The organism is Rhodovulum sp. DZ06 (assembly GCF_050586345.1).
Classification (GTDB): Bacteria; Pseudomonadota; Alphaproteobacteria; order Rhodobacterales; family Rhodobacteraceae; genus JBOCEF01.
Map to the genome: position 1 here is coordinate 20,498 of NZ_JBOCEF010000023.1, position 24,805 is coordinate 45,302.

Annotated in this window: 23 protein-coding genes and 2 pseudogenes; 14 read left to right on the forward strand and 11 right to left on the reverse strand. The window is 72.9% G+C overall.

The genetic code is table 11. The features are described 5' to 3' along the window. Nucleotides 1-51 precede the first annotated feature (51 nt). From ACQ5SO_RS11685 to repB, 8 genes and pseudogenes are all read left to right on the forward strand, one after another. Nucleotides 52-858, forward strand: coding sequence for an MBL fold metallo-hydrolase (locus tag ACQ5SO_RS11685; RefSeq protein WP_430941782.1), 807 nt, complete (start codon nt 52-54; stop codon nt 856-858). Continuing rightward, complete coding sequence (locus ACQ5SO_RS11690) at nt 849-2,003, forward strand: alkyl sulfatase dimerization domain-containing protein (RefSeq protein ID WP_430941783.1); 1,155 nt, start codon at nt 849-851, stop codon at nt 2,001-2,003. The genes ACQ5SO_RS11685 and ACQ5SO_RS11690 overlap by 10 nt, the downstream gene beginning before the upstream one ends. A gap of 21 nt (nt 2,004-2,024) precedes the next feature. Further along, nucleotides 2,025-2,906 (forward strand): annotated as a pseudogene (locus ACQ5SO_RS11695) (GMC family oxidoreductase); the annotation flags it as partial. Between the two features lie 268 nt (nt 2,907-3,174). Next, nucleotides 3,175-3,630, forward strand: coding sequence for a GMC oxidoreductase (locus ACQ5SO_RS11700; RefSeq protein ID WP_430941784.1), 456 nt, complete (start codon nt 3,175-3,177; stop codon nt 3,628-3,630). A gap of 980 nt (nt 3,631-4,610) precedes the next feature. Continuing rightward, nucleotides 4,611-5,642, forward strand: a complete 1,032-nt coding sequence (locus ACQ5SO_RS11705) for a replication initiator protein A (RefSeq protein ID WP_430941785.1) — start codon at nt 4,611-4,613, stop codon at nt 5,640-5,642. A gap of 87 nt (nt 5,643-5,729) precedes the next feature. Further along, a complete protein-coding gene (locus ACQ5SO_RS11710) occupies nt 5,730-6,074 on the forward strand; it encodes a hypothetical protein (RefSeq protein ID WP_430941786.1) in 345 nt (114 codons plus the stop codon). Between the two features lie 346 nt (nt 6,075-6,420). Next, the gene (gene repA, locus ACQ5SO_RS11715) at nt 6,421-7,599 is read left to right on the forward strand and encodes a plasmid partitioning protein RepA (RefSeq protein WP_430941787.1); all 1,179 of its coding nucleotides are present in this window, start codon (nt 6,421-6,423) and stop codon (nt 7,597-7,599) included. A gap of 2 nt (nt 7,600-7,601) precedes the next feature. After that, on the forward strand, nt 7,602-8,717 hold the full coding sequence (gene repB / locus ACQ5SO_RS11720) for a plasmid partitioning protein RepB (RefSeq protein ID WP_430941788.1): 1,116 nt from the start codon (nt 7,602-7,604) through the stop codon (nt 8,715-8,717). A gap of 94 nt (nt 8,718-8,811) precedes the next feature. Here repB and ACQ5SO_RS11725 read toward each other — a convergent pair whose 3' ends face one another. Together ACQ5SO_RS11725 and rocF are read right to left on the reverse strand one after the other, a co-directional pair. Continuing rightward, nucleotides 8,812-9,876, reverse strand: a complete 1,065-nt coding sequence (locus ACQ5SO_RS11725; RefSeq protein WP_430941789.1) for an ornithine cyclodeaminase — start codon at nt 9,874-9,876, stop codon at nt 8,812-8,814. A gap of 62 nt (nt 9,877-9,938) precedes the next feature. Continuing rightward, nucleotides 9,939-10,868 (reverse strand): arginase, encoded by a 930-nt coding sequence (rocF, locus tag ACQ5SO_RS11730; protein ID WP_430941790.1) that lies wholly within the window; start codon nt 10,866-10,868, stop codon nt 9,939-9,941. Nucleotides 10,869-11,019: 151 nt separating this feature from the next. Here rocF and ACQ5SO_RS11735 point away from each other — a divergent pair, with 151 nt between their 5' ends. Together ACQ5SO_RS11735 and ACQ5SO_RS11740 are read left to right on the forward strand one after the other, a co-directional pair. Next, a complete protein-coding gene (locus ACQ5SO_RS11735) occupies nt 11,020-11,445 on the forward strand; it encodes an Lrp/AsnC family transcriptional regulator (RefSeq protein ID WP_430941791.1) in 426 nt (141 codons plus the stop codon). A gap of 51 nt (nt 11,446-11,496) precedes the next feature. Beyond that, nucleotides 11,497-12,129 (forward strand): VPLPA-CTERM sorting domain-containing protein, encoded by a 633-nt coding sequence (locus tag ACQ5SO_RS11740; RefSeq protein ID WP_430941792.1) that lies wholly within the window; start codon nt 11,497-11,499, stop codon nt 12,127-12,129. A 75-nt stretch (nt 12,130-12,204) separates the two neighbouring features. Here ACQ5SO_RS11740 and ACQ5SO_RS11745 read toward each other — a convergent pair whose 3' ends face one another. The 5 genes from ACQ5SO_RS11745 to ACQ5SO_RS11765 form a co-directional block, all read right to left on the reverse strand. Continuing rightward, nucleotides 12,205-13,596, reverse strand: coding sequence for a TRAP transporter large permease (locus ACQ5SO_RS11745; RefSeq protein WP_430941793.1), 1,392 nt, complete (start codon nt 13,594-13,596; stop codon nt 12,205-12,207). After that, a complete protein-coding gene (locus ACQ5SO_RS11750) occupies nt 13,589-14,089 on the reverse strand; it encodes a TRAP transporter small permease (RefSeq protein WP_430941794.1) in 501 nt (166 codons plus the stop codon). Before ACQ5SO_RS11750 ends, ACQ5SO_RS11745 begins: the two co-directional genes overlap by 8 nt. 99 nt (nt 14,090-14,188) lie before the next feature. After that, a complete protein-coding gene (locus tag ACQ5SO_RS11755; protein ID WP_430941795.1) occupies nt 14,189-15,223 on the reverse strand; it encodes a TRAP transporter substrate-binding protein in 1,035 nt (344 codons plus the stop codon). Between the two features lie 144 nt (nt 15,224-15,367). Next, nucleotides 15,368-15,733, reverse strand: coding sequence for a DUF6525 family protein (locus tag ACQ5SO_RS11760; protein WP_430941796.1), 366 nt, complete (start codon nt 15,731-15,733; stop codon nt 15,368-15,370). Nucleotides 15,734-15,854: 121 nt separating this feature from the next. Beyond that, a complete protein-coding gene (locus ACQ5SO_RS11765; protein ID WP_430941797.1) occupies nt 15,855-16,685 on the reverse strand; it encodes a hypothetical protein in 831 nt (276 codons plus the stop codon). A gap of 98 nt (nt 16,686-16,783) precedes the next feature. On the opposite strand from ACQ5SO_RS11765, the gene ACQ5SO_RS11770 reads away from it, so the two are divergent. From ACQ5SO_RS11770 to ACQ5SO_RS11785, 4 genes and pseudogenes are all read left to right on the forward strand, one after another. Next, nucleotides 16,784-17,683, forward strand: coding sequence for a LysR family transcriptional regulator (locus tag ACQ5SO_RS11770; protein WP_430941798.1), 900 nt, complete (start codon nt 16,784-16,786; stop codon nt 17,681-17,683). A 122-nt stretch (nt 17,684-17,805) separates the two neighbouring features. Then, nucleotides 17,806-18,705, forward strand: coding sequence for a LysR substrate-binding domain-containing protein (locus ACQ5SO_RS11775; RefSeq protein WP_430941799.1), 900 nt, complete (start codon nt 17,806-17,808; stop codon nt 18,703-18,705). A gap of 95 nt (nt 18,706-18,800) precedes the next feature. Continuing rightward, nucleotides 18,801-19,499, forward strand: coding sequence for an NAD(P)H:quinone oxidoreductase (gene wrbA / locus ACQ5SO_RS11780; protein WP_430941800.1), 699 nt, complete (start codon nt 18,801-18,803; stop codon nt 19,497-19,499). A gap of 363 nt (nt 19,500-19,862) precedes the next feature. Continuing rightward, nucleotides 19,863-20,708 (forward strand): annotated as a pseudogene (locus ACQ5SO_RS11785) (EamA family transporter); the annotation flags it as partial. 59 nt (nt 20,709-20,767) lie between these two features. Here ACQ5SO_RS11785 and ACQ5SO_RS11790 read toward each other — a convergent pair. The 4 genes from ACQ5SO_RS11790 to ACQ5SO_RS11805 all read right to left on the reverse strand — a co-directional run bounded on the left by ACQ5SO_RS11790 (nt 20,768) and on the right by ACQ5SO_RS11805 (nt 24,604). Beyond that, entirely contained in the window at nt 20,768-21,424 is a 657-nt protein-coding gene (locus ACQ5SO_RS11790; protein WP_430941801.1) for a helix-turn-helix domain-containing protein, read from the reverse strand. A 29-nt stretch (nt 21,425-21,453) separates the two neighbouring features. Then, a complete protein-coding gene (locus tag ACQ5SO_RS11795) occupies nt 21,454-22,761 on the reverse strand; it encodes a TRAP transporter large permease (protein WP_430941802.1) in 1,308 nt (435 codons plus the stop codon). Next, nucleotides 22,758-23,321, reverse strand: a complete 564-nt coding sequence (locus tag ACQ5SO_RS11800; protein ID WP_430941803.1) for a TRAP transporter small permease — start codon at nt 23,319-23,321, stop codon at nt 22,758-22,760. The genes ACQ5SO_RS11795 and ACQ5SO_RS11800 overlap by 4 nt, the downstream gene beginning before the upstream one ends. A 128-nt stretch (nt 23,322-23,449) precedes the next feature. Then, nucleotides 23,450-24,604, reverse strand: a complete 1,155-nt coding sequence (locus ACQ5SO_RS11805; RefSeq protein ID WP_430941804.1) for a C4-dicarboxylate TRAP transporter substrate-binding protein — start codon at nt 24,602-24,604, stop codon at nt 23,450-23,452. Nucleotides 24,605-24,805: the final 201 nt, after the last annotated feature.

Consider the following 24,805-nt stretch of genomic DNA (forward strand, 5'->3'; position numbering starts at 1 on the left):
CCTTTTCCCGGCCCCGCCCCGCGCGCGGGCCGCCCGAGACAGGACGCCCAGATGACCGATCCCGCGACCGATCCCGCCCCCGACCTCGACGCCCTGCGCGCCGCCCTGCACGCCGCCACCGCCCGCGCCAACCGCGCCGTGGCCGAGGCGCTGCCCCTCGCGGACCCCGCCGATTTCGAAGCCGCCGCCCATGGCCGCATCGCCGCGCCGCCCCCGGGCGGCGTCCGCAACGCCGCCGGGCGCATGGCCTGGGACATGGCCGACTGGGACTTCCTCGACGGCCCCTGCCCCGACACCGTGAACCCCTCGCTCTGGCGCATGGCCCGGCTCAACGCCATCGCCGGGCTGTTCGAGGTCGCCGACGGCGTCTGGCAGGCCCGCGGCTGCGACTACGCCGACATGACCGTGATCCGCGGCGACACCGGCTGGCTCCTCGTCGACCCGCTGATGACCGCCGAAACCGCCGCCGCCGCGCTGCAGATGGTCAATGACGCGCTCGGCCCCCGCCCGGTCAGCGCGATCCTCGTGACCCACACCCACCCGGACCATTTCGGCGGGCTCAGGGGCGTCTGTCCGGCCCCCTCCGCAGAAGACCCCGCAGACCCCCCCGCCGCCGCGCCCCCCATCTACGCCCCGGCCGAGTTCATGACCTACGCCGCCTCGGAAGGCGTGCTCGGCGGCAACCACACCTCGCGCCGCGCCGTCTGCCAGTTCGGCATCACCCTGCCCGCCTCGCCCGAGGGCGTTGTCGACGGCGGCATCGGCAAGGGCGTCGGCAAGGGCGCCCGCACCTTCATCCCCCCACCGAGTTCATCTCGGATACCGGCGAGGAACGGGTCATCGACGGCGTGCGCGTGATCTTCCAGATGGCCGGCGGCGCCGAGGCCCCGGCCGAGTTCACCTTCTACCTGCCCGACCGCCGCGTGCTGTGCATGGCCGAGGTCTGCACCCAGACCATGCACAACGCCCTGCCCCCGCGCGGCGCCCAGGTCCGCGACACCCTCCTGTGGGCCCGCACCATCGACGAGGCGCTGCAGCTCTTCGGCGCCGAGGCCGAGGTGCTGATCAACTGCCACAACTGGCCCGTGCGCGGCGGCGAGGCCCTGCGCCGCTACCTCGAAGAACAGCGCGACATCTACAAGTACACCCACGACCAGGCCCTGCGCCTCGCCAATCTCGGCCACACCCCGACCGAGATCGCCGCGCAGATCGCCGAGCCGGACTGGCTCTCCTCCCGCGTCCACGCCCGCGGCTATTGCGGCACGCTGAAATTCAACGCCCGCGCCGTCTACCAGATGTATTACGGCTTCTATGACGGCCGCCCGGTCAGCCTCGACCCCCTGCCCCCGGCCGAGGAAGGCCGCCGCATCGCCGCGGCCCTCGGCGGCCCCGAGGCCGCCCTCGCCCGCGCGCTCGAGGCCGCAGCGGCGGACGACCTGCAATGGGCCGCCACGCTGCTCTCGCACGTCATCTTCGCCGGAACCGCGCCCGCCGAAACCGACCGCGCCGCCCGCCGCGCGCTGGCCGAGGTCCACCGCCACCAGGGCTTCCGCGCCGAAAGCGGCATCCTGCGCAACTGCTGCCTCACCGCCGCGCAGGAGCTCGAGCACGGCGTCACGCCCCTGCCCATGGCCGGCGGGCGCAACGCCGACCTCGCCGCGACGCTGACGCTGACCGACTGGTGCGACGCCTTCGCCCTGCGCCTCGACGCCGAGGCCGCCCGGGGGGTGGAGCTGGTCCTCAACCTCACCGTCGACGGCCGCCCCGCCGCCATCTCCATCGCCCGCCAGGTCGAATTCGCGCGCGAGGGGACCCACGCCCCCGCCCCGGACGCCGCCCTGTCGCTCACCCAGGCCCAGCTCGAGGCGCTCGGGGCCGGGACCCTGTCGCTGGACGACGCCCTCGCCGGCGGCGCCACCCTCTCGGGCGACCGCGACGCCGTGGCCCGCTGGCTCGCCCTCCACCCCGCGTTCGACCTCTGGTTCGACGTCGTCACCCCCTGACCCCGCCGAAGGGAGACCCCAATGACCCAGGAGAAGACCTTCGACCACGTGATCGTCGGCGGCGGCTCGGCCGGCTGCGTGATCGCCGCCCGCCTCGCGGCCGAAAGCGGCGGCACGGTCGCCCTGCTCGAACGCGGGCGGCGCGACGTCAGCCGCTGGATCCACATCCCCGCCACCTTCTTCAAGGCGCTGCAGGGCCGGGACGCCGACGCGGTGATCTCCGAGCCGGACCGCTCGCTCGGCGGCCTGCCCTTCCCCGTCCCCCAGGGCAAGGTCCTCGGCGGCGGATCCTCGGTCAACGGCATGATCTGCATGCGCGGCCAGGCCCGGGATTACGACGACTGGCGGGACGACCACGGCTGCGACGGCTGGGGGTATGACGACGTGCTCCCCGTCTTCATGCGCCAGGAACGCAACATGCGCCTCGGCGCGCCCTATCACGGGACCGGGGGGCGGCTGACGGTCGGGGGCCCGGGGCTGAAGCACCCCGCCTCCGCCGCGGCGATCGAGGCGGCCGTCGCCGCGGGCCTGCCCCCGACCGATGATTTCAACGGCGCGGTGCAGGAGGGGGCGGGCTGGTACCAGGTCACCGCCCATGCCGGCCGGCGCAGCTCGGCCGCCGCCGCGTTCCTCGCGCCCGAGCTGGGGCGGGAGAACCTGTCGCTGATCACCGGGCTCCTCGTCGGGCGCATCCGCTTCGAGGGCCGCCGCGCGGCGGCGGTCGAGGCGCAGGACGCCGAGGGCCGCCGGCTGCTGGTCCACGCGCGGCGCGAGGTGATCCTCGCCGCCGGGGCCTTCCACTCCCCCCGCCTGCTGATGCTCTCGGGCGTCGGCCCGGCGGCGGAGCTGGCCCGCCACGGGATCGACCTCGTCCACGACGCCCCCGCGGTCGGCGACAACTACCAGGACCATGTCGGCGCGCCCGTCACCCGGCGGCTGAAGAACGGCGCGGGGCTGCACGGCGCCGACCGCGGGCTGAAGGCGCTGCGCCACGGCATCGACTACGTCCTGTTCGGCCGGGGCCTGCTGACCTCCAACCTGCTCGAGGCCGGGGCCTGCGCCGACACCGCCGGGACCGGGCGCCCCGACGTGCAGTACAACATGGCCCCCTTCGCGCCGGGCGCCCCGGGCACGCCCCCCCCTGCCCTTCCACGCCATGCAGGTGCACCCGATGACCATGCGCCCCCGCTCGCGCGGGCGGCTCGGCCTGCGCTTCCGCGATCCGGCCGACCAGCCGCGCTTCATCGCCAACGCGCTCGACCGGACCGAGGATCTCGACGCCCTGCGCCGCGGCGTGCGCCTGGCGCAGGAGATCTTCGCCCGGCCCGCCCTGCGCGAGATCGTGGGCGAGGAGGTCTGGCCCGGCCCCGGCGTGAACACCGCCGCGGGGTCCAACACGCTCGACGACGCGATCCGGGCGCAGGCGCGGACCATCTTCCACCCGGCGGGGACCTGCCGGATGGGGCCGGACCCGGGGGCGGTGGTGGACCTGTCGCTGCGGGTCAACGGGGTAGAGGGGCTGCGGGTGGCGGATTGCTCGGTGATGCCCGCGCTGGTCTCGGGCAACACCAACGCGCCGACGATGATGATCGCCGACCGCGCCGCCGACGCCGTGCTGGCGGACTGAGCGGACGCCGCGGGGGGCTTCGCACGCCTCCGCGCGCCCCTTCGCCGCCTCCTTGCCGCCGTTCCAACCGCCTGCCGGGCCGCGCCCCGGCGGGCGTCTTCCCCTGTCCGCCCCTCGGCACCGCGCGACGCGCCCGGGATCGGCGAGGACCGCCCGACAGTCGCCCGTCCTTTCCCAGTCCTTTCAGTGCGTGTCCCCGTCCAACCGCGCCAGGTCCCTCGCATCGCGAAGCCCCTGCATCCAAAGCCCTTTTCTGTCCTTGGTGGGTCAAACCACGTTTCCCGCGCCGGGATCGCGGGTTGTCCACAGGCTTCGCCTCCCCTGGTAAAGTTTAAATGGTTAGAAAGAATGTTAAGACCGCCGCCCGGCCTGATTTCCTCAACCCGTTCAGGGGCTTGCCCGGAGCCCCGGTGTGTCGAACCCCAATGCCCGGTGGGTCGTATCCCGTCGCGCGGTGTGTCGAACCCCGTGGGTGTGTCGAACCACGATGTCCCCCTTTCCGCCCGCCCGCGCCGGGTCCCGGCCCCCTCGCGCGCGCGGATCGCGGCGCCGGGAGTCGGTTTCGCCCCATTTTCTCCCTCCCGGGCGCCGCGGTCGAGTCCCCCGGCGCGGGCGAGCGCCCCGGAAGGGTGGGTGAAACCACGTTCGGCGCCCCTCCAGGCGGCGTTCCGGGGCGCGCGGTGGGTGAAACCACGTGGCGCGCCCCCCTGCCCCGTCCCCGGCGCCCGCGCCGCCCCGCGCGGCGGGGTTTCAATGAAATCAATGCGCTGCGCCGCCGGGGGGTGGTGGGTGAAACCCCGAAAGGTGGGTCAAACCCCGTTTGGTGGGCGAAACCACGTCGGGTCCCCTGCCCCGCGCCCCGGCCGCGGCCGCCGCCCTCCCGCCGCCGCCCCGCGGTGGGCGATATCCCGTAAGGTGGGTGAAAACACGCCCGGTGTGTGATACCACGTTAATCAAACAAGACACGAATCGAGCAGCGCATGACCAGGCCAGAACGCAATCCGCTCCTGCCGGACCGGATGCCGAAGGGGGATTTCTTCCTCTGCGACATCCTCGATGCGGCGCCCAAGGGCGACCTGCCCTCGATGGAGCACCCGCTCTTCTCCGTCTCCACGCGCCCGGACACCAATGTGCGCCGCTATGAGCAGGGCGAGCATTTCGTCGAGGTGACGCCCTCGGTCAAAGGCCTCGCCACCGTCTTCGACCGCGACATCCTGATCTTCTGCATCTCCCAGCTCGTGCGCGCCCTCGACGAGGGGACCAAGGTCTCCCGCACCGTGCGCTTCCGCGCCGTGGACCTGATGCGCTCCACCAATCGCGACGTGTCGGGCAAGGGCTACCAGGCCCTCGTCGCCGCCTTCGAACGCCTCGCCGGCACCCGCATCACCACCAACGTGATCGAGAACGAGACCTACGTGACCGACGGCTTCGGCCTGATCGACCGCTGGCGCATCGTGCGCGAGCGCAAGGACGGCCGGATGCAGGAGATCGAGGTCGAGCTCTCGGACTGGGTCTTCGAGGCGATCAACAACTACGAGGTCCTCACCCTCGACCGCGACTATTTCCGCCTGCGCAAACCCATCGAGCGCCGCCTCTACGAGATCGCGCGCAAGCATTGCGGCGCGCAGAAGTCGTGGAAGATCGGCCTGCCCAAGCTGAAATACAAGATCGGCTCCAACTCCTCGGACAAGGAGTTCAAGCGCCTCGTCTCCCGCATCATCAACGAGCCGCACGACCACATCCCCCAGTACAGCTTCGAGATGCGCGAGGGGATCGTCCACGTCACCAACCGCAATTTCGCCCCGACGCCGAAGACCGCCGACACCTATGCCGGGCGGCTGGAGCCGGACGCCTATGACGGCGCCCGCCAGCGCGCCCCCGGCTGGGACGTCTACATGCTCGAGCAGAAATGGCGCGCCTGGATGCACAAGAACGGCTATTCCTCGGCGCATCCCACCAAGTCCTTCCTCTCCTTCTGCGCCGAGCATTACGAGCGCAACGGCGCGCCGTAAGCGCACCGCCCGGCGCCCTGCCCCGTCCCGGTCGACGCGCGCGACGCCATCGCCCTGCCCGGCCTCCACGACGCCCGTCTCGCCGCGATGCACCTCGACGGGACGGGCGCGCGGCTTGAACTTCGGGGCCCGGGGGGCGAGCGGGCGCAGCTGCGGCTCTCCGACCTGCGCCGGGTCCGGGTCGAGGGCCCCGGCGACGGCTGGATCGTCAACGACATCTCCTGCCACGCCCCCGCCAGGGGCCCTGCCCCGCGGGCCTGCGACGGCGGTCTGCGCCCGGACCTGTCGCTCGCCGCGCTCCTTGCCGGCGACGCCGCCGCGGCCGGGGCGTTCCGCGCCGCCAATCGCGACGCCTGGCTGGTGCAGCTCGACCCGAGCCATGGCGGCCCCCGCGCCTTCGTCGCCGGCGCCGCCCGCTTCGCGCGCGGCTGAGCCGGGCCGCCGCCCGCCGCGTTGACCGCCGCGCCCTCCCCGCCCCGCCCTGCGACGGAACCGCCGCCGGGGCGCCCGGCGGGCAAAAGTTGACAGCTGTCAACTCACTCCCCCGCTCCGGCCGCCCCCCCCGGGCCGCCGGAAAGTTGACAGCTGTCAACTCCGCCCGCCGCGGCGCGCCGCCCTTCGCCCGGACCCGCCGAGTTGACAGCTGTCAACTCGCCCCCTCCCCGGCGTACGCTGGGCTTCCCCCCTGCCCGTCCATGAGTTACGCTTGCCGCCATAAAACCGGCGGCGACCGTAACTCGCCCCATTGGCCGCAACGGCCGAACCGAGGCAGACACACATGCAGCAGATCCGCATCGACGAGCTCGTCGCGGAGCACGCCCGCGCGCTGTCCGAGCGCCTGGCCCTCCACCGCGAACAGCTCTTCCCCCCAGACGCGCAGAAACAGATGCGCCGCTTCACCTCGGGCGAGGTGGCCCGGCTCCTCGGCGTCACCGACGCCTACCTGCGCAAGCTCCATCTCGGCGGCGAAGGCCCCGAGCCCGAGACCGGCGCCGGCGGGCGGCGCTCCTATTCCACCGAGGACATCGCCGCCCTGCGCCGCCTGCTCGAGGCCCGCGCCAAGACCCCCGGCCAGTACATCCCCGGGCGGCGCGCGGGCGACCACCTGCAGGTCGTCACCGTCATCAACTTCAAGGGCGGCAGCGCCAAGACCACCACCGCCGCGCACCTGGCCCAGAAATGCGCCCTCGACGGCTACCGGGTGCTGGCCATCGACCTCGACCCCCAGGCCTCGCTCTCGGCCCTCCATGGCGTTCAGCCCGAGCTCGACCTCGCCGATGGCGGCACGCTCTATGACGCGATCCGCTATGACGAGCCGGTCCCGCTCTCGGACATCATCCGGCCGACCTACATCACCGGGCTCGACATCGTGCCGGGCAATCTCGACCTGATGGAATACGAGCATGACACGCCGCGGGTGCTGGCGCAGCGCACGGCCCCGGACGCGCCGTTCTTCACCCGGATCGGCGAGGCGCTGGCGGCGGTCGAGGACCGCTACGACCTGGTGATCATCGACTGCCCGCCGCAGCTGGGCTTCCTGACCATGTCGGCGCTGTCCGCCGCCACTGCGGTGCTGGTGACGATCCACCCGCAGATGCTCGACATGATGTCGATGTGCCAGTTCCTGCTGATGACCTCGGAGCTGCTGGGCGTGGTGGCGCAGGCCGGGGGCGACATGTCCTATGACTGGCTGCGCTACGTGGTGACCCGCTACGAGCCCGGCGACGGGCCGCAGAGCCAGATGGTGGGCTTCATGCGCGCCCTGTTCGGCGACCACGTGCTGGCCAACGAGGTGCTCAAGTCCACGGCCATCTCGGATGCGGGCATCACCAAGCAGACCCTCTACGAGGTGGAGAAAAGCAACTTCACCCGCTCGACCTACGAGCGGGCGATCGAGAGCCTCGACGCCGTGAACGGCGAGATCGAGGCGCTGGTGCAGCAGGCATGGGGACGCTGAAGATGTCGAGGAAGACCCGGAAATCCATGCTCGCCGACCTGATGGCGGGGGGAACGCAGACCGAGGGCGCGGACGCCGCGCGCACGGCCGGGGCCACGGCTGGGGGCAAGGCCAAGGCCGGGGCCGGGGGCAAGGCGCAGCCGCGGACCGAGGAGATCGACGCGGCGCCGGGGGCGACGGCGAAGCCGCGCGCCGCCGGGCGGGAGGCGCGGGAGAGCGCCGCGCCCGCCGCGCCCGCCCGCCGTCCGGCGGCGCGCAAGGGGGCGGTCGGGGCGATCTCCTCGGCCGTCGCCGCGATGCGGGCCAACGCGGTGGTGGAACTGGACCCCAACGCGATCCACGCCGGGGGCCTGTCGGACCGGCTCGAGGACGTGCAGGCCGACGACGCCGAGCTGCGCCGCTCGATCCGCGCCCATGGCCAGCAGGTGCCGGTCCTGGTGCGCCCGCATCCCGGGACGCCCGGGGAATGGCAGATCGTCTATGGCCGCCGCCGGGTGCTGGCGGCGCGGGACCTCGGGATCAAGGTCAAGGCGCTGGTGCGCGAGCTGGACGACGAGGCCCTGGTCATGGCCCAGGGGCAGGAGAACGCCGCGCGGCGGGACCTGAGCTTCATCGAGAAGGTGAATTTCGCCCGGCAGATGGAGGAGGCGGGCTATGACCGCGCCGCCATCGGCGACGCGCTGGCCGCCGACAAGACCCTGGTCAGCCGGATGCTGGCGGTGGCGGCGAAGGTGCCCGCGCCGGTGATCGGCGCCATCGGCGCGGCGCACGGGGTGGGCCGTCCGCGCTGGCTGGAGCTTGCGGCGCTGATCGAGGGGCGCGACCCCGAGGACGTCGCCGCCCTGGTGCCGGCGGTGGCGGGCGACGACCCGGCGGGCCGGTTCGACGCGCTGCTGGCGCATCTGAAGCGCAAGGCCGCCGCGGCGAAACCCGCCGCGCCGCGCCCCGAGGCGCTGGAGATCCGGGCCGAGGACGGCGCGCCGCTGGCGGTGGCCAGGCGGGCGGGGCAGGGGGGGCGGCTGTCGCTGGCGCTGGAGGCCGGGGCGGGGTTCGAGGACTGGCTGCTGGCCGAGCTTCCGGCGCTGCACGCGAAGTGGAAGGCGGGGCAGGGAAGTTGACAGCTGTCAACTCGGCGGGCCCCGCCTTGGACCGGCGCGCGGCGGCGGGGCCTGGCTGGGCCTGGCCCCCCGGGCGGGGGGCTGAGGCCGCCCCTTACGCCGCCGCGGGGGCCATGGAGCGTTCGAGCATCCCGAACAGGTCGCGCGGATCGTCGGGATCGGCGAGCATGTCGAGGGGCTGGGCCACGCGGTAGGCCTCGATCTTGGCCTTCACGTAGCGCAGGGCGCTGAAATCCTCGATCGCGAAGCCGACGCTGTCGAAGAGGGTGATCTGGCGCGCGTCCCGGCGGCCCGTCGCCTCGCCGCGCATGACCTTCCACAGCTCGGTATAGGGGTGGTCGAGCGGCATCTGCTGCAGCTCTCCCTCCACCCGGGTCTGCTCGGGGTATTCCACGAACATGTCGGCGCGGCGGACGATGTCGGGGTGGAGTTCCGTCTTGCCCGGGCAGTCGCCGCCGATGGCGTTGATGTGGACCCCGGCGCCGACCATGTTGTCGGTCAGGATCGTCGCGTTCTTCTTGTCGGCGGTGCAGGTGGTGATGACATGGGCGCCCTCGACCGCCGCCTGCGCGCTGTCGCAGGCGGTGACGTCGAAGCCGCGGGCGGAGAGGTTGCGCATGGCCTTCTCGGTCGCCTTCGGGTCGATGTCGTAGAGGCGCAAGGTGTTGATTCCGCAGAGCGCGCGGAAGGCGAGGGCCTGGAATTCGCACTGCGCGCCATTGCCGATCAGCGCCATGACCGAGGCGTCCTTGGGCGCGAGATACTTGCCGACAAGGGCCGAGGTCGCGGCGGTGCGCAGCGCGGTCAGCAGGGTCATCTCGGTCAGCAGCGCCGGGTAGCCGGTGGCGACCGAGGAGAGGACGCCGAAGGCGGTGACGGTCTGGAAGCCGTCCTTCGTGTTCTTCGGGTGGCCGTTGACGTATTTGAACCCGTAGCTTTCGGCATCCGCGGTGGGCATCAGCTCGATCACGCCGTCCTGCGAATGGGAGGCGATGCGCGGGGTCTTGTCGAATTCGGGCCAGCGGCGGAAGTCATCCTCGATGAAACCGGCGAGCTCGGCCATGAACTGTTCCGGTCCCACCTGCGCCACGAGGCGCATCATCGCGTCGACCGACACGAAGGGGACATAGGCGAGGGCGGAGGGGTCGGGGCGGTGCATCTCTGGTCTCCTTGGTTTCAGGCGGTCTGGGGTCAGGCGGCCCGGATTCAGGCGGCCCGGATTCAGGCGGATCGGCGGGTGAGGCGGTCGAGCACGCGGCGGCCCATGAGGGAGGCCGCGAGGTCGCAGAGCAGCGAGGCGGTGGCCCCGCGGTGGTCGAGGAACGGGTTCAGCTCCACGAGGTCGAGCGAGGAGACGAGGCCGCTGTCATGCAGCGTCTCCATGATCAGGTGCGCCTCGCGGAAGGTGGCGCCGCCGGGGACGGTGGTGCCCACGGCGGGGGCGATGGCGGGGTCGAGGAAGTCGACGTCGAGGGAGACGTGGAGCAGCCCGTTCGCGGCCTCGACCCGGGCGAGGAATTCGGAGAGCGGGGCATGCACGCCGCGTTCGTCGATGGCGCGCATGTCGTGGACGGTGAGGCCGATCTCCTCGATCAGCGCCTCTTCCGCCGGATCGACGGAGCGGATGCCCATCATGCAGACATTGGCCGGGTCGACGGCGGCGGGGAGGGGCGGGAAGGCCTCGAGCCCCGCGCGGCCGGTGAAATAGGCGACCGGGCAGCCGTGCAGATTGCCCGAGGTGGTGGTCCCGAGGGTGTGCAGGTCCGGGTGGGCGTCGAGCCACAGGACGAAGAGCGGGCGGCCAAGCTCCGCCGCGCGGCGGGCCACGCCCGGCACGGTGCCGGCGGACATGGAGTGATCGCCGCCGAGGAAGATCGGCAGCTCGAAGCGCGTGGCGGCGTCATGGGCGGCGTGCTGGAGGGTCTCGATCCAGGCGCGGGTTTCCGCGAGGTGGTGGATGGCGGCGTTGGCGTGGGGCAGGGGCTCCTGCGGCGGGATGGAGAGGTCGCCGAGATCGGCGACGGCGTGCCCGAGCCCGCGCAGGGCCGGGACGATCCCGGCGGTGCGCAGGGCGGCGGGGCCCATCAGGCAGCCGGGCTGGGAGGCGCCCGTCTCGATCGGGGCGCCGAGGATGGAGAGGGAGCGGGGCATGGCGCGCCTCCTGCAAATCTGGCGTTTCGGGATGGCCCTTGGGCCGTGTTGCAGGCAGGATAGCGGCGGGGATTGGCGATTCCGCGGGGTGATTTGCGCAGTCCGCAGGGAATATTGCGCGGATTGCGCAAGGCTACAGGTGATTTGACCAATGGCAGTGCTGGACGAGACCGACCGGGCGATCATCGCGGCGCTGCGCGGGGATGCGCGGATGTCGGTGACCGAGCTTGCGGGCGTGGTGGGGGTGTCGCGCACCACCGCGGCGACGCGGCTGGAGGCCTTGGTGGAGGCCGGGCGCATCCGGCGCTTCACCATCGAGACCGACACGGATGTAGAGGGCGAGGTGCGCGCGATCACCATGATCGAGCTGCAGGGCAGCATGTCCCGCGCCGTGGTCCGGGCCTTGCGCAAGCTGCCCGAGGTCTACACGCTGTGGTCCACCAACGGGGCCTGGGACCTGGTGGTGGAGATCCGCTGCGACAGCCTGGTGAGCTTCGACCGGGCGCTGCGCGAGATCCGGGAGATCAAGGGCGTGGCGAACAGCGAAAGCTCGCTGCTGCTGGCGCATGTCGGGTGAGCGGCGTCGTTGATCGCGGAGGCGTCTTCACGTAGCGTTCACGGTATCGTAATGAAACCATCTGGGGACTTCACCATGCCGATGTTCAAGCCCGCGCTGCTCGCGGCCGCCTTCGCCCTCGCGCTTCCCGCCGCGGCGGGGGCCATCACCCTCGACTTCGAATCCGACGTGGGCGGGGGCAAGGCCAACGGCTTCTCCTCGGTCGACAGCGCGCTGCTGAGCTTCACCGACTCGGTCGGCGCCAACCTGAGCGTCTCGAACTATGGCGTGCAGGGGGACGGGCAGTCGCTGGGCGTTCACGGGGACAGCGACCTGTCGCAGCTGCTGATGAGCTTCACCGGCTTCGCGGCGTCGCTGTCGCTCGATTTCGGCAATGACGATTCGTGCTGTTCGTCGGCGGGGGACCTCGCGTGGCTGATCGGCTATTCGGGCGGCTCCGAGGTGGCGGCGAGCTCGGTGGTGATGAACCGCGACGACGTGATGAACCAGGGCATCTCGATCTCGGGCGTGTTCGACAGCGCGGTGTTCTACTATGGCGACGCGTCGCGCAACGTGATCGCGCTGACCGAGATCGTGGACAACATCACCTTCGAGATGGCCGTGTCGGACGTGCCGGTTCCGGCCGCGGGGCTGCTGCTGCTGGGCGGCATCGGCGCGCTGGCGGGGCTGCGCCGCCGGGGCTGAGGCGAAGGCCGGAATGAAGAAGGGCGCGCGCCGGGTCCCGGCGCGCGCCCTTTTGTCTTGCCGCTGCGAGGGGCCCTAGCCCCCGATCAGCCGCGGGACGATCAGCGTCAGCCCGGGCAGGGCGAGCAGCACCCCGACGCGCACCACCTCGGCCCCGAGGAAGGGCATCACCCCGCGGAAGACCGTCGACATCTTCGTGTCGCTCGCCAGCGAGGAGATGATGAACACGTTCAGCCCCACCGGCGGCGTGATGAGGCCGAGCTCGACCACGATCAGCGCGAGGATGCCGAACCAGATCTTCAGGTCCTCGTTGTCGAGGCCGAAGGCGGCGGTGTCGGCGGTGACGTAATCGCCGCCGTTGAGCGCGATCAGGGTGGGCCAGAAGAAGGGGACGACCACGAGGATCATCGCCAGGCTCTCCATGAAGCAGCCGAGGATGACGAAGGCGATGAGCATGATGACCAGCACCAGCATCGGGTCGAGGCCGCTGGAGAGCGCCCAGTCCGAGAGCGCCTGGGGCAGGCCGGTGCGGGTGAAGAAGCCCTTGAGGACCTCGGCGCCGAACAGGATGAGATAGATCATGCCCGCGGTGGTGGCGGTGGCCCGGAGGGCGCGCAGCAGGCCGTCCCAGCCCAGCCCCTCGCCCGTGCGGGCCTTGAGGATGAAGCCGTAGACCGCGATCACGAACACGCCGATGGAGGCCGCCGGGGTCGGGGTGAAGAGGCCGAAGCCGAGGCCGAGGATGATGGCGCCGAAGATGCCGATGACGGGCAGCAGGCGGCGGATGGCGACGCGGCGGGCCTCCGGCTCCATCGGGCGCGGCTCGGGCGCGAGGGAGGGGTTGATGCGGACCTGGAGGGCGATGACGGCGATGAAGCCGAGCACCGCCATCAGCCCCGGCAGCACCGCGGCCTGGAACATCTTGAGGATCGAGCCCTCGACGATGATCGCGTAGATCACCAGCGCGACGGAGGGCGGGATGAGGATGCCGAGCGTGCCGCCCGCGGCGAGCGCGCCGGCGGCGAGGCGGGGGGCGTAGCCGAGGGCCCGCAGCTCGGGCAGGGCCACCTTGCCCATGGTGGCGGCGGTGGCCAGCGACGATCCGCAGACCGCGCCGAAGCCGCCGCAGGCCGCGACGGCGGCCATGGCGACGCCGCCGCGCAGGCGCGAGAGCAGCGCCTCGAGCCCCTTGAACAGGTCCGAGGAGAGCCGCGCCTCGGCCGCGATATAGCCCATCAGGACGAAGAGCGGCACGACCGAGAGGTCGTAATTGGCCACGTTCTCCCACAAGAGCGTCTTGAACTGCTTGATGTAGGGCACGAAGCGCACGAAGCGCACGGCCTCGGACAGCGCGTAGGTGCCGCCGATGCCGACCAGGATCATGGCGATGCCGACGGGCATGCGCAGGATCAGCAGGCCGAACAGGATGGCGAGGCCGAGCACGCCGATGGTTATGGGATCAGGCATGGGAGCGGACCTCTCCGAAGATCTGCGCCAGCGCGACGGCGCCCCAGAGGGCCATGGCGGCGATGCCGGGGATGTAGAAGGGCCAGACGGGCCAGCCGAGCACCGCGGTGACGGCGTCGTCGGCGCGGGTCTCGAGCATCCCCTCGACCATCCACCAGGCGAGGAACAGGGCGATGCCGCAGGTGGCGAGCAGCCAGAGCCGGTCGAACGCGGTCTGCACGATGCGCGGCAGGCGGTCCATGAACAGCTCCACCGACACGTGGCCGCGATTGGCCTGGCAGAAGGGGAAGAACATCAGCGCGGCGCCGGAGATGGCGAGCTGGACGAAGTCCTCGTAGCCGGGCAGGCCGGCGACGTCGGCGCCGAACATCCCCGCGACGCGGTCGAGGATGAAGGCGCTGGTATTGGTCGTCGTCACGGCGACGATCACGAACAGGATGGCGCCGCCGAGAAGCGCGAACAGGTCGGCGGCGCGCCACAGGATGGCCCTCACCTTTCCCTCCGGGGTTGCATGCATCGGGAACGGGCGCGGGGGCCCGAAGGCCCCCGCGCGGATCGTCGGCGCGCTGGTTCGATCAGCGCGGGGGGCGGATCAACGCGCCGCGGCGGCGGCGGCGATCGCGGCGCGGGCCTTTTCGACCAGCCCGGCGCCGTCGATGCCCTTGGCGGTCACTTCGTCGATCCAGCGCTGGACGACGGCCTCGTTCGCGGCGTTGAACTTGGCGGCCTCTTCCTCGGGCAGGATGATGGTCTCGACCCCGGCGGCCGAGAGCGCGTTGACGCCGCTGTCCTCGAAGCCTTCCCACATGGCGCCGATCTCGGCCGAGACGTTGACGCCGGCATTGGCGTCGATCACGGCCTTGAGGTCGTCGGGCAGCCCCTCGTAGACGTCCTTGTTCATGGCGAGCATGAACACGGCGGCGCCGAAGCGGTCGCCGCCCGGCAGCTCGGTCACGTATTTGTCGAGCTCCTGCAGCTTCAGCGCGGGCACGATTTCATAGGTGGTCAGCGCGCCGTCGACGACGCCCTTGGACATCGCCTCGGGGAGGGCGGGGACGGGCAGGCCGACCGGCTCGGCGCCCATCGCCTCGATCACCCACGCGCCGGTGCGGCCGGGGGTGCGCAGCTTGAGGCCGGCGGCGTCCTCGAAGGTCCGCACGGGCTTGGTCCCGGAATGGATAAGGTTGCCGTCATGGGTGTGCAGGAACAGCACCTTCACGTCCGAGAAATCCTCGGCCAGCAGGTCGAGCGAGGCGTTGAGCGCGACGGTGGTGTCGGTGGCGGAGCCGGCATGGACCAGCGGCAGTTCGAACACCTCGGTGCGCGGGAACACGCCGGGGGTGTAGCCGAGCAGGGTCCAGACGATGTCGGCGGCGCCGTCGCGCACCTGGCCGTAAAGCTCGCCGGGTTTGCCGCCCATGGCCATGGCGGGGGCGATCTCGATGGCGATGCGGCCGTCGGACTGCTCGGCGATGCGGTCGGCCCAGGGCTGCAGCATCACCTTGTGGGCGTTGGCGACGGGGGGCAGGAAGTGGTGCATGAGCAGCGTCACCTCCTGCGCCGCGGCGGCGCCGGCGGAGAGGGCGAGGATGGCGGTCGCGCCGAGCATACGGGACAGTTTGGTCATGTGCTCCTCCCAAGAAGCGTCGCCGCTGGGGGCGATTGAGGTCGGCAGCATCCTATGCATGCGCATTGTCGCATGGTCAATAAAAAAGGTATGTATGCATACTGTTTTGTTTGGAACATTGTTTTCAATGGGTTTGAAGGTTTTTCAAGAGGTTGCGGCGCGGCGGAGCGTGGCGCGCTCGGCCCGGTCGAGGCGGGCGAGGGCGGTTTCGGGGGACTCGCCGGCCGCGCGCGCCCGGCGCCAGATCCGCAGGCACGAGACGGGGGACCAGGGCAGCACGGCGGCGCGCATCCAGGCGCGCAGGGCCGGGGGCGCGGCGTCATAGGCGGCCATCGGGTCGCCCCGGCGGCGGCGCGGCCGGGGGCCGTCGCCGAGATTGCGCAGGCGGGATCGCGCGGGGCCGGGGGCCGAGGCCCGCCCCAGGGCTGGTCCCGGGGCTGGTCCCGGGGCAGGTGCGGGTGCAGGTGCTGGGGCAGGTGCGCAGACCGGGGCGGGGGCGCGGGCAGGCATGGCGGCGTCCTTGCTGGAGAAAGCTCGCCGGGTTTGTAATGTTATAACATTACGCAAGGCAAGGGGCGGCCCGCCCGGGGCCGCCCCTTCCTGTCGTGCAATGCGGGCCGGGCGGGGCCGGTCAGACCCGCGCCGCCGCGGCGCCCGCAAGGCGGGGCAGGGCGGCGTGGTCGCGCAGGGCCCGGGCGCAGGCGTTCTCGGCCAGGGCGGCCTGCCAGGCGGCCTCGCCCTCGGCGGCGATGAGGGCGGCGAGGGCGATCTCCTCCTCCTTCTTCGCGCGGCAGGCGATCCAGGGACGCTCCGGGTCCTCGGTCGCGGCGCGCAGGGGGCGGGCGTTGGTCACCTCGATCCGCGCCGCGCCGTGGCGGCGCATGGCGACGCGGGCCCAGCGGGCGGCGGCGGCGAGGTCGGCGCGGTCCTCGGCCTGGCCGTCGATCAGCCCGAGCGAGAAGATCATGTCGACCCCGGAATCGAGCGCGTCGCGCAGCTGGCCGGGTTCGGTCACCAGGTCGAGATGCAGCCCCGCGACCGGCAGCGACAGCGCGGTCCAGAGGTCGGGGCCCGGCGCGCCCTCGGCGCCCGAGAGGAGGATGGCGGGCCCGGCCGCGGCCAGCGCCGCATAGGCGGGTTTCAGCGCGTCGGCGAGGGGTTTGGACAGGCCGGTCCCGAGCAGCGGCTCGTGGATCTGCACCTGCGCGGCGCCCGTCTCGGCCAGGGCCGCGAGATGCGCGGTCCAGGGAGCGAGGAGATCGGCGAGGCGGGGGGCGTCCAGCGCCTCCCCCGTCTCCAGCGCCTCGGCCAGCGCCGGGCCGGGGCCGATCAGCGCCGGGCGGGCGCGCGGGAGGGCGCGGGCGAGGCCGGGCGCCAGGGGCAGCTCGGCGGGGGCCATCGCCGCGGAGGGGAGGTCGTTGGTCTCTTCGGTTCCAAACCAGGTCGTCGCGGCGGTGATCATCTCTCAAGCCCTCATCTTCGGTGCGAAGGGAGGTTTACCCGGGCGCGTGCATGAGCGAAAATGCTATGATCTCATGGACCGATAAGTAAGGCTCATACATGCTCGACCGCCAGCACCTCGCCATCCTGCGCGAACTGGACCGCCGCGGATCGCTGACCGCCGCCGCCGCCGCGCTGAACGTCACCCAGCCGGCGGTGAGCCACCTGATGCGCAAGCTCGAGGCGCGGCACGGCGTGGCGTTGTGGGAGCGGGAGGGCAGGGGGCTGCGGCTGACCCCGGCGGGCGAGCACCTGCTGGGAGTCGCGCGCCGGGTCTTGCCGCAGATCGAGGCGGCGGAGCGGGCGCTGGCGGATTTCGCCGCCGGGCGGCGCGGGCGGCTGCGGGTGGGGATGGAGTGCCACCCCTGCGAGAAATGGCTGGCGCGGGTCACGGGGCCTTACCTGCGGGCCTGGCCGGAGGTGGAGTTCGACATGGGCGTGGCCTTCCGCTTCGGCGCGCTCGACGCGCTGCTGACGCACGAGATCGACGTGATGATCACCCCCGACCCGGCGCAGATCCCCGAGGCGCGGTTCACGCCGGTCTTCGACTATGAGCTGGTGATCGCGGTCGCCCCGGATCACCCGCTGGCGGGCGCGGGGCGGATCGGGGCGGAGGATTTCGCCGGGGAGGTGCTGATCACCTACCCGGTGGCGGTGGATCGGCTCGACATCTTCACCCGGCTGCTGCTGCCCGCCGGGATCGCGCCCCGGGCGCACCGGACGGTGGAGACGACCGAGGTGATGCTGCAGATGGTGGCCGCGGGGCGGGGGATCTCCGCCGTGCCGGACTGGCTGCTGAAGGAGGACGAGACGGGGCGGTCGCTGGTCCCGCTCCGGGTCGGGGACGGGGGGATCGCGAAGAGCGTCCATGTCGGGATGCGCACGGGCGAGGAGGGAGCGCCGCACCTGGCGGGCTTCCTGTCCATCGCCGCGGCGGAGGGGGCGAAGCGGGGCGCGTGATGTGGCAAGCTGCGGCCTCCCGCAGCCCGCAGCCCTTTTCGGCGCCCGCCCCCGCCCCGCTCCGCCCGCCCCCGCCCCGCTCGGCCCGCCCGCCGCCCCCTCCCCGCAGGAAAGCCGCGCCCATGGACAAGCTCTCGGTCATGCATGCCTTCCGCCGCATCGTCGAGCGGGGCAGCTTCGCGCGCGCGGCCGAGGATCTCGGCGTCTCGCCCGCGCTGCTGAGCCGCGAGGTGAAGCTGCTGGAGGAGGGGCTCGGGACCAGCCTTCTGACCCGCACCACCCGGTCGATGGCGCTGACCGAGGCGGGGCGGGTTTATTACGAGGAGGCGCAGGGGATCCTCGACGCCGTGGCCGCGGCCGAGGCGCGGATCCGCGACGGCGCGGGGGCGGTGCGCGGGCGGCTGCGGGTGAATGCGCCGGTTTCCTTCGGGCAGGTGGTGATCGCCCCGGCGCTGCCGGCGCTGCTGGAGGCGCATCCGGGGCTGGAGCTGACGCTGTCGCTCGACGACCGGGTGGTGGACATGGTCGAGGGGGGCTTCGACCTCTCGATCCGCATCCGCCCGGCGATGCCGGATTCGGCGCTGCGGGTCCGGCGGATCGGCACGGTGCGGCAGCGAGTCTTCGCGTCCCCCGACTACCTGGCGCGGGCCGGGACGCCCGAACGCCCCGGGGACCTTGCGGGCCACCGGATCATCGGCTTCCTGATGGCCGATCACCTGGCGTCCTGGACGCTGGAGGGGGAGGGGGGGCCGGTCACGGTCGCGCTCGACCCGCCGGTGCAGGTGGGCAGCAGCCTGGCGCTGCGGGACCTGCTGATCGCGGGGCAGGGGATCGGGACGCTGCCCGATTTCGTCTCGGACCCGGCCGAGGCGTCGGGGGAACTGGTGCGGGTGCTGCCGGGATGGGAGCTGCCGCCGCCGGGGATCTACGCGCTCAGCGCCTCGCGCGTCGGGATGGATGCGCGGGGGGCGGCGTTCCTCGAGCATCTGCGGGGGGCGTTGCGGGCGGGGGGCCATTCGTGAGCGCGGGTAAAGAGTGATCTCAGCGCGGGCCGGTTATTCCGCCCGCCCCGATCCCCGATCTTCCGGTCATCGCAAGCATGACCCAGGAGGATCCGATGACCCGCGTGCTCGTTCTTTATTATTCCAGTTACGGCCATGTCCGCGCCCTGGCCGCGGCCGAGGCGGCGGGCGCGCGCAGCGTGCCCGGCGTGACGGTCGATGTCCGGCGCGTCCCCGAGACGGTCCCCGAAGAGGTCCGCGCCGCGGCGGGATATGTCGAGGACGACGCGCCGGTGGCGTCGCCCGCCGAGCTCGAGGCCTATGACGCGATCATCCTCGGGACGCCGACGCGGTTCGGGATGATGGCGGCGCAGGTGAAGGGGTTCCTCGACCAGTGCGGGGGCCTCTGGGCGCGCGGGGCGCTGGAGGGGAAGGTGGGGGCGGTCTTCGCCTCGACCGGCTCGCAGCATGGCGGGCACGAGGCGACGCTGCTGGGCGCGCAGGTCCCGATGCAGCATTTCGGGATGCTGGTGGTGGGGCTGCCCTATGGCTTCGCCGGGCAGATGTCCGGGGACGGGATCATCGGCGGGGCGCCTTACGGGGCGGGGACCATCGCCGGGGCGGACGGGTCGCGCAGCCCCGGAGAGGTCGACCTGGCGGGCGCACGGTTCCAGGGCGCGCATGTGGCGCGGATCGCGGCGCGGCTGCGGGCGGGCGCGGCGCTGGAGGCGGGCGAAGGCGCGCCCGCGGCGGCGGCCGTGGCTGCGCAGGCGGCGGGAGAAGACGCCGCGGAACCGGCGGGAGAAGCGGCATGAGCGGCGCGGCCTGCCCGGCGCCGCGGGGGGCGGGCGGCGGCGGCGCCCGCCCTCGCGCCGCCGCCGACGCAGGCGGCGCGCTGCGCGCCGGGCTGCGTCGGGTCCTGCTTCGGGTCCTGCGGGCGCGGCTGCGGCTGCGGCTGGCGCTGGGGCGGGGGACGGGCGCGGCGCCGGGGAGGGCCCGCGGCGGGCGCCCCCGCTTCGCCCGTCGCCCGGACCCGGGCCGCCTTGCGCCGCACCTGGCGCGGGACATCGGCCTCGATCCCTGGCCCTGCGCGCCCTGGTCCTGCTTTCCGGGCCCCTGCGCCCCGCGCATTCCCCATTTCCCGGGCTGGTGAAGCCCGCAGCACGGAGGGCCGCCCGATGGCGCGCGTCACCGACATCCTTCTGACCGCCCTCGCCCCCGCGGTGTGGGGCAGCACCTATCTCGTGACCACCGAGGCGCTGCCCGCGGGCCACCCGATCGGCGTCGCGGCGCTGCGGGCGCTGCCCGCGGGGCTGCTGCTGCTGGCCGTCACCCGCAGCCTGCCGCCGCGGGCCTGGCTGGGGCGGGCGGCGGTCCTCGGGGGGCTGAATTTCGCGCTGTTCTGGGCGCTGCTCTTCGTCGCCGCCTACCGGCTGCCGGGGGGCGTGGCGGCGGTGCTGGGGGCGGTGCAGGCGATGATCGTGCTGGGGCTGGCGCGGCTCTGGCTCGGGACCCCGATCCGGGCCGGGGCGGCGGCGGCGGCGGCGGCCGGGGTGCTGGGCGTCGCGCTGGTGGCGCTCGGCCCCGCGGCGCGGCTCGACCCGGTCGGGGTGGCGGCGGGGCTGGGGGGCGCGGCGTCGATGGCGGCGGGCACGGTGCTGAGCCGCCGCTGGGCGCCCCCGGTCCCGGCGCTGGCCTTCACCGGCTGGCAGTTGACGGCGGGGGGGCTGATGCTGGCCCCGGCGGCGCTGGTCTTCGAGCCGGCCTTCCCGGCGCCGGACGGCGCGGCGCTGGCGGGCTTGCTGTGGCTGGGGCTGGCCGGGGCGGCGGCGAGCTACGCGCTGTGGTTCCGCGGGCTGGCGCGGCTGGAGCCGGGGGCGGCGGCGATGCTGGGGATGATGAGCCCGGCGGTGGCGGTGATCCTGGGCTGGGCGGTGCTGGGCGAGGCGCTGAGCCCGGTGCAGGGGCTGGGCGCGGCGGTGGTGCTGGCCGCGGTCTGGGCCGGGCAGCGCGGGGGAGGTCCGGGGCGCGGGCGGCGCGTGGGGCGCGTGGGGCGCGGCAAGCGCCCGGGGCGCCCGCCGGGTCAGCCCCGCAGCAGCGCGGCGGCCGAGGCCACGAGGTTGTCGACCGCGTCGGGCGCGCCCCAGAGCTTGCCGCCGGTCGGGTCCTGTTCGAACGCCGCCTCGCGCGCGGCGAGGGCGGAGCCGACCAGCAGGTCCATGAAGATCAGCCGCTGGTTCAGCACCGCCGTCGGCACGTCCGGCAGCAGCCGCGCGATATGGCCGATGCAGCGCAGGTAGCCCGAGCTGGGCCGCCCCGCCAGCGCCTGCATGAACATCTGGCGGTGGTTGATCTGCAGGCCCATCACGAAGCGCATGTGCCCCGAGCTGGCCCCCGCCGCGCCCCGCTCCCCCGCCGCGCGGGGGCGCAGCTCGGTCTCGATGATCAGCCGCAGCACGTCCTCGACCGCGTTCAGCCCGCCCGCCGCCTCCTCGGCGTCGAGGCGGCGGACCCGCTCGCTGTCGCTCAGCCAGGCGCAGTCGAGGATCAGCTCCTCGACCAGCGCCTCCTTCGAGCCGAAGTAATAGTGCAGCGAGGCGTTGTTCTTCGCCCCCGCCTCGGCCACGATCTGGCGCACGGTCACGCCCTCGATCCCGCGGGCCGAGAACAGCCGCAGCGCCGCGTCCTTGATCCGCTGCGCCGAGGGGTGATCCGCCTGGCTGCGCGCCCGTTCCGCCATGTGCCTGCCGCTCCGTCCGTTACGCGCCCTCATCCGAAGGCCCGCGGAAGATACGTCACCAGCCCGGGAAAGGCGATCAGGGCCGCGAGGATCACGAGGTCCATGACCAGGAACCACAGCACGCCGCGGAAGATCGCGCCGGTGGAGACGAGCGATCCGACCACGCCCTTGATGACGAAGACGTTCATGCCGACGGGCGGCGTGATCATCCCGATCTCGAGCAGCTTGGTGACGATGATGCCGAACCACAGCAGCCCGAACCCCGCGCCGTCGACGACGGGGAGCAGGATCGGCAGGGTCAGCAGCATCGCGCCGACGGGTTCGAGGAACATGCCCAGCAGCAGGTAGACCAGCGCGACGCCGATGATGATGGCGAGCGGCGAGGCGCCGATCTCGAGGATCGAGGTCGACAGGTGGTCCCCGGCGCCCGAGAGGGCGAGGAAGCGGGTCAGCAGGCTCGCCCCCACGCCGATCACGATCAGCGCGCCGGTGGTCAGCACCGTCTCCTGGATCGCGTCGCGGAACCGCGGCCAGCTGAATTCGCCCTTCAGCACGGCGACGAGGCAGGCGAGGGACGCGCCCACGGCCCCCGCCTCGGTCGGGGTGAAGACCCCGCCGAAGAGGCCGCCGAAGATGCCGAGCATGATCAGGATCACCGGCCAGGTGTCGCGCAGGGCGGCCATCCGCTCGGCCCGGTCGGCCCGGTCGCCCGGATCGGGCGCGAGGGCGGGGTTCAGGCGCACGCGCAACATGATCACGGCGATGTAGCCGACGGCCGTGAGCAGCCCCGCGGCGATGCCGCCCAGGAACAGGTCCGTGACCGGCACCTGCGCGACGATGCCGTAGAGGATCATGATCACCGAGGGCGGGATCAGCGCGCCGATGGTGCCCGCGACGGCGACGGTTCCGGTGGCGAGCTCGGGGTGGTAGCGCGCGCGGATCATCTCGGGGACCGCGATCCGGCCCATGGTGGCCGAGCAGGCGACGGAGGAGCCGGAGACGGCGGCGAACCCGGCCGAGCCGAGCACGGCGGCCACCGCCAGCCCCCCGGGCAGGGCCGAGAGCCAGGCGCGGGCGGCGCGGAACAGCCCCTCGGTCAGGCGCATGTGGTAGCTGACATAGCCCAGCAGCAGGAACATCGGCACCGAGGAGAGCACCCAGTTGGCCGAGAACTTGTAGGGGATCAGGCCGAGCGCGCCCCAGGCCGCGGTCCAGCCCATCAGCTGCCACAGCCCGAGGAACGAGGCGGCGATCAGCGAGATGCCGATGGGCAGGCGCAGCGCGATCAGCGCCAGCAGCAGCCCGAGGATGGCGAAGCCGAGCTCGACGCCGGTCATGCGCGGTCTCCCGTGTCGTCGGAGCGGTCGGAGCGGTCGGCGCGGTCGGCCCGCGGGACGGGGGCGTCGCGGTCGGCGCCGGTCAGCCAGGCCGCGCAGCGCAGCGCCAGCAGCCCGGCGGTGAGCGCCCCCCCGAGGGGCAGCGCGAAATAGGCGGGCCAGGTGGGGATCGAGCCGCTCCCGTGCACCTGCGCCGCGCCGGTGTCGAAGGCGCGCATCGCGGCTTCCCAGCTGCGCAGGGTGAAGAGGGTCATGATCGCCGTCGCGGGGATCGTCATCGCCCCCGCCAGGTGGCGGCGGGCGCGGGCCGGCAGCCGGTCGGTGAACACCTCGACGCTGATATGCGCGCCGCGATGTTCGGCCAGCGCCAGCGGCACGAAGGCGGCGATGACCATGTAGTAATGGCTGACCAGGGTCAGGGTGCCGGGCAGGGGGGCGCCGAACAGGTGGCGCGCGGCGACGTCGAGGGTGACGTGCAGCATCATCGCGGCGACGGCGAGCCCGGCGAGGATCGAGGTCAGGGCCGCGGCGCGGCCGAGCGCGCGGTGCAGGAAGGTCATGGTCGCCTCCGGGGCAGGGGGGGCGCGCGCCGGGGCCGGGGCCGGGGCGCGCGCGCGGGGGGGAGCGGGACGCGGCGCGGGGCGGCGGGGGGCAGGCAGGCCCCGCGCCGCCCCGCCCGGCGGGCGGCTCAGCGCAGGCCGTGGGTCTCGGGGTCGACCTTGGCGTAGATCTCGGACCAGAACAGGTCGCCGAGCGCCTCGGGGTCGTCGATCCCGGCGGTCGCCTCGACCCATTTCGCCAGCATCCCGCGGAAGGCGGCGAGCATCTCGTCGCCGCGGGACACGCCGTAGGCCTCGGCGAAATCGGCGACCATGGCGTCGATGTCGGCGGCGATGAATTCGGCGGTCGCCGCGCGGACCCCGGCGTCGGCCTGGTGGATCTCGACGCCCTTCGCCTGCGCGGCCGCCTCCACCTCGGCCTCGGCGGCCTGGTAGCGATGCGCGGTCCAGGCGTTGCCATAGGCCATGGCCTTGAGGAAGGCGCGGCGCTGGTCGGCGGTCATGTCCGTCCAGGTATCGCGATTGACGTTGGAGACGGAGGCGAAATAGGCCCCGCCGGGCGCGCCCTTGGTGATGTGGGCGACGGCGCCGCCCATGCCGAAGTTGTAGATGTCGGGGGTGGAGAGGATGATGCAGTCGAGCACGCCCTGGTTCAGCGCCTCGAGCATCTCGTTGCCGGACATGGTGACGGGGACGGCGCCGACGGCCTCGGACCAGCGGGCCCAGTTGGCGCCGCCGATGCGCAGGCGGGCGCCCGAGAGCTCCTCCATCGTCGTGACCTGGCTGGTGCAGTTGAGCACGTAGGGCGGCGTGCCGGCGCCGCCGGTGAAGACCTGGTTCTCGGCCGCGAACTCGGCGTTGCACTCGGGGCAGGCGGTGAACAGGAACTCGGTCACCGCGGCGGTGAAGGCGACGCCCTGGTTGGGGATGTCGTCGCCCAGGGTCTCGAGCAGCATCGAGCTTTCGACCACCAGGTTGGTGTGCGGGAAGGCGTTGGGGAAATAGGGGGTCATGACGGTGCCCACGTCCGCCAGCCCGTCGCGCAGCCCGCCCGGGGTCTCGGCCATCGACAGCAGCGAGAGCGGGAAGACCTTGATGGACATGTCGCCGCCGGTCTCCCCGGCGAAGCGGTCGGCGGCCATCTGCGCGCCCTGCACGAGGAAGGAGACCGGCGGGTGGCCGATGGCGAAGTTGAGCTGCCGCGCATCGGCGGGCGCGGCGGCGGCGGCGGCGAGGGCCGCGGCGATGGCGGCGGCGGGGGCGGCGGAGCGGATGTAAGTCATTTGTTTTCCTCCCGGTTGGGGCGCCTTGGAACAGCCAGGCGCGGGGGCTGAAGTCACGGCGTTCTGCGGCGTCGCCCGGGCTGCGCCGGGGGCGCGTCACGGGATTTTCGGGCGGGCCGCGGCGCGCGGCCTCCCGCCGCGTCGCGTATAAAACAGATGACTTATCTTATTGACTTATGTCAACGACAAGGCGCAGGTTAT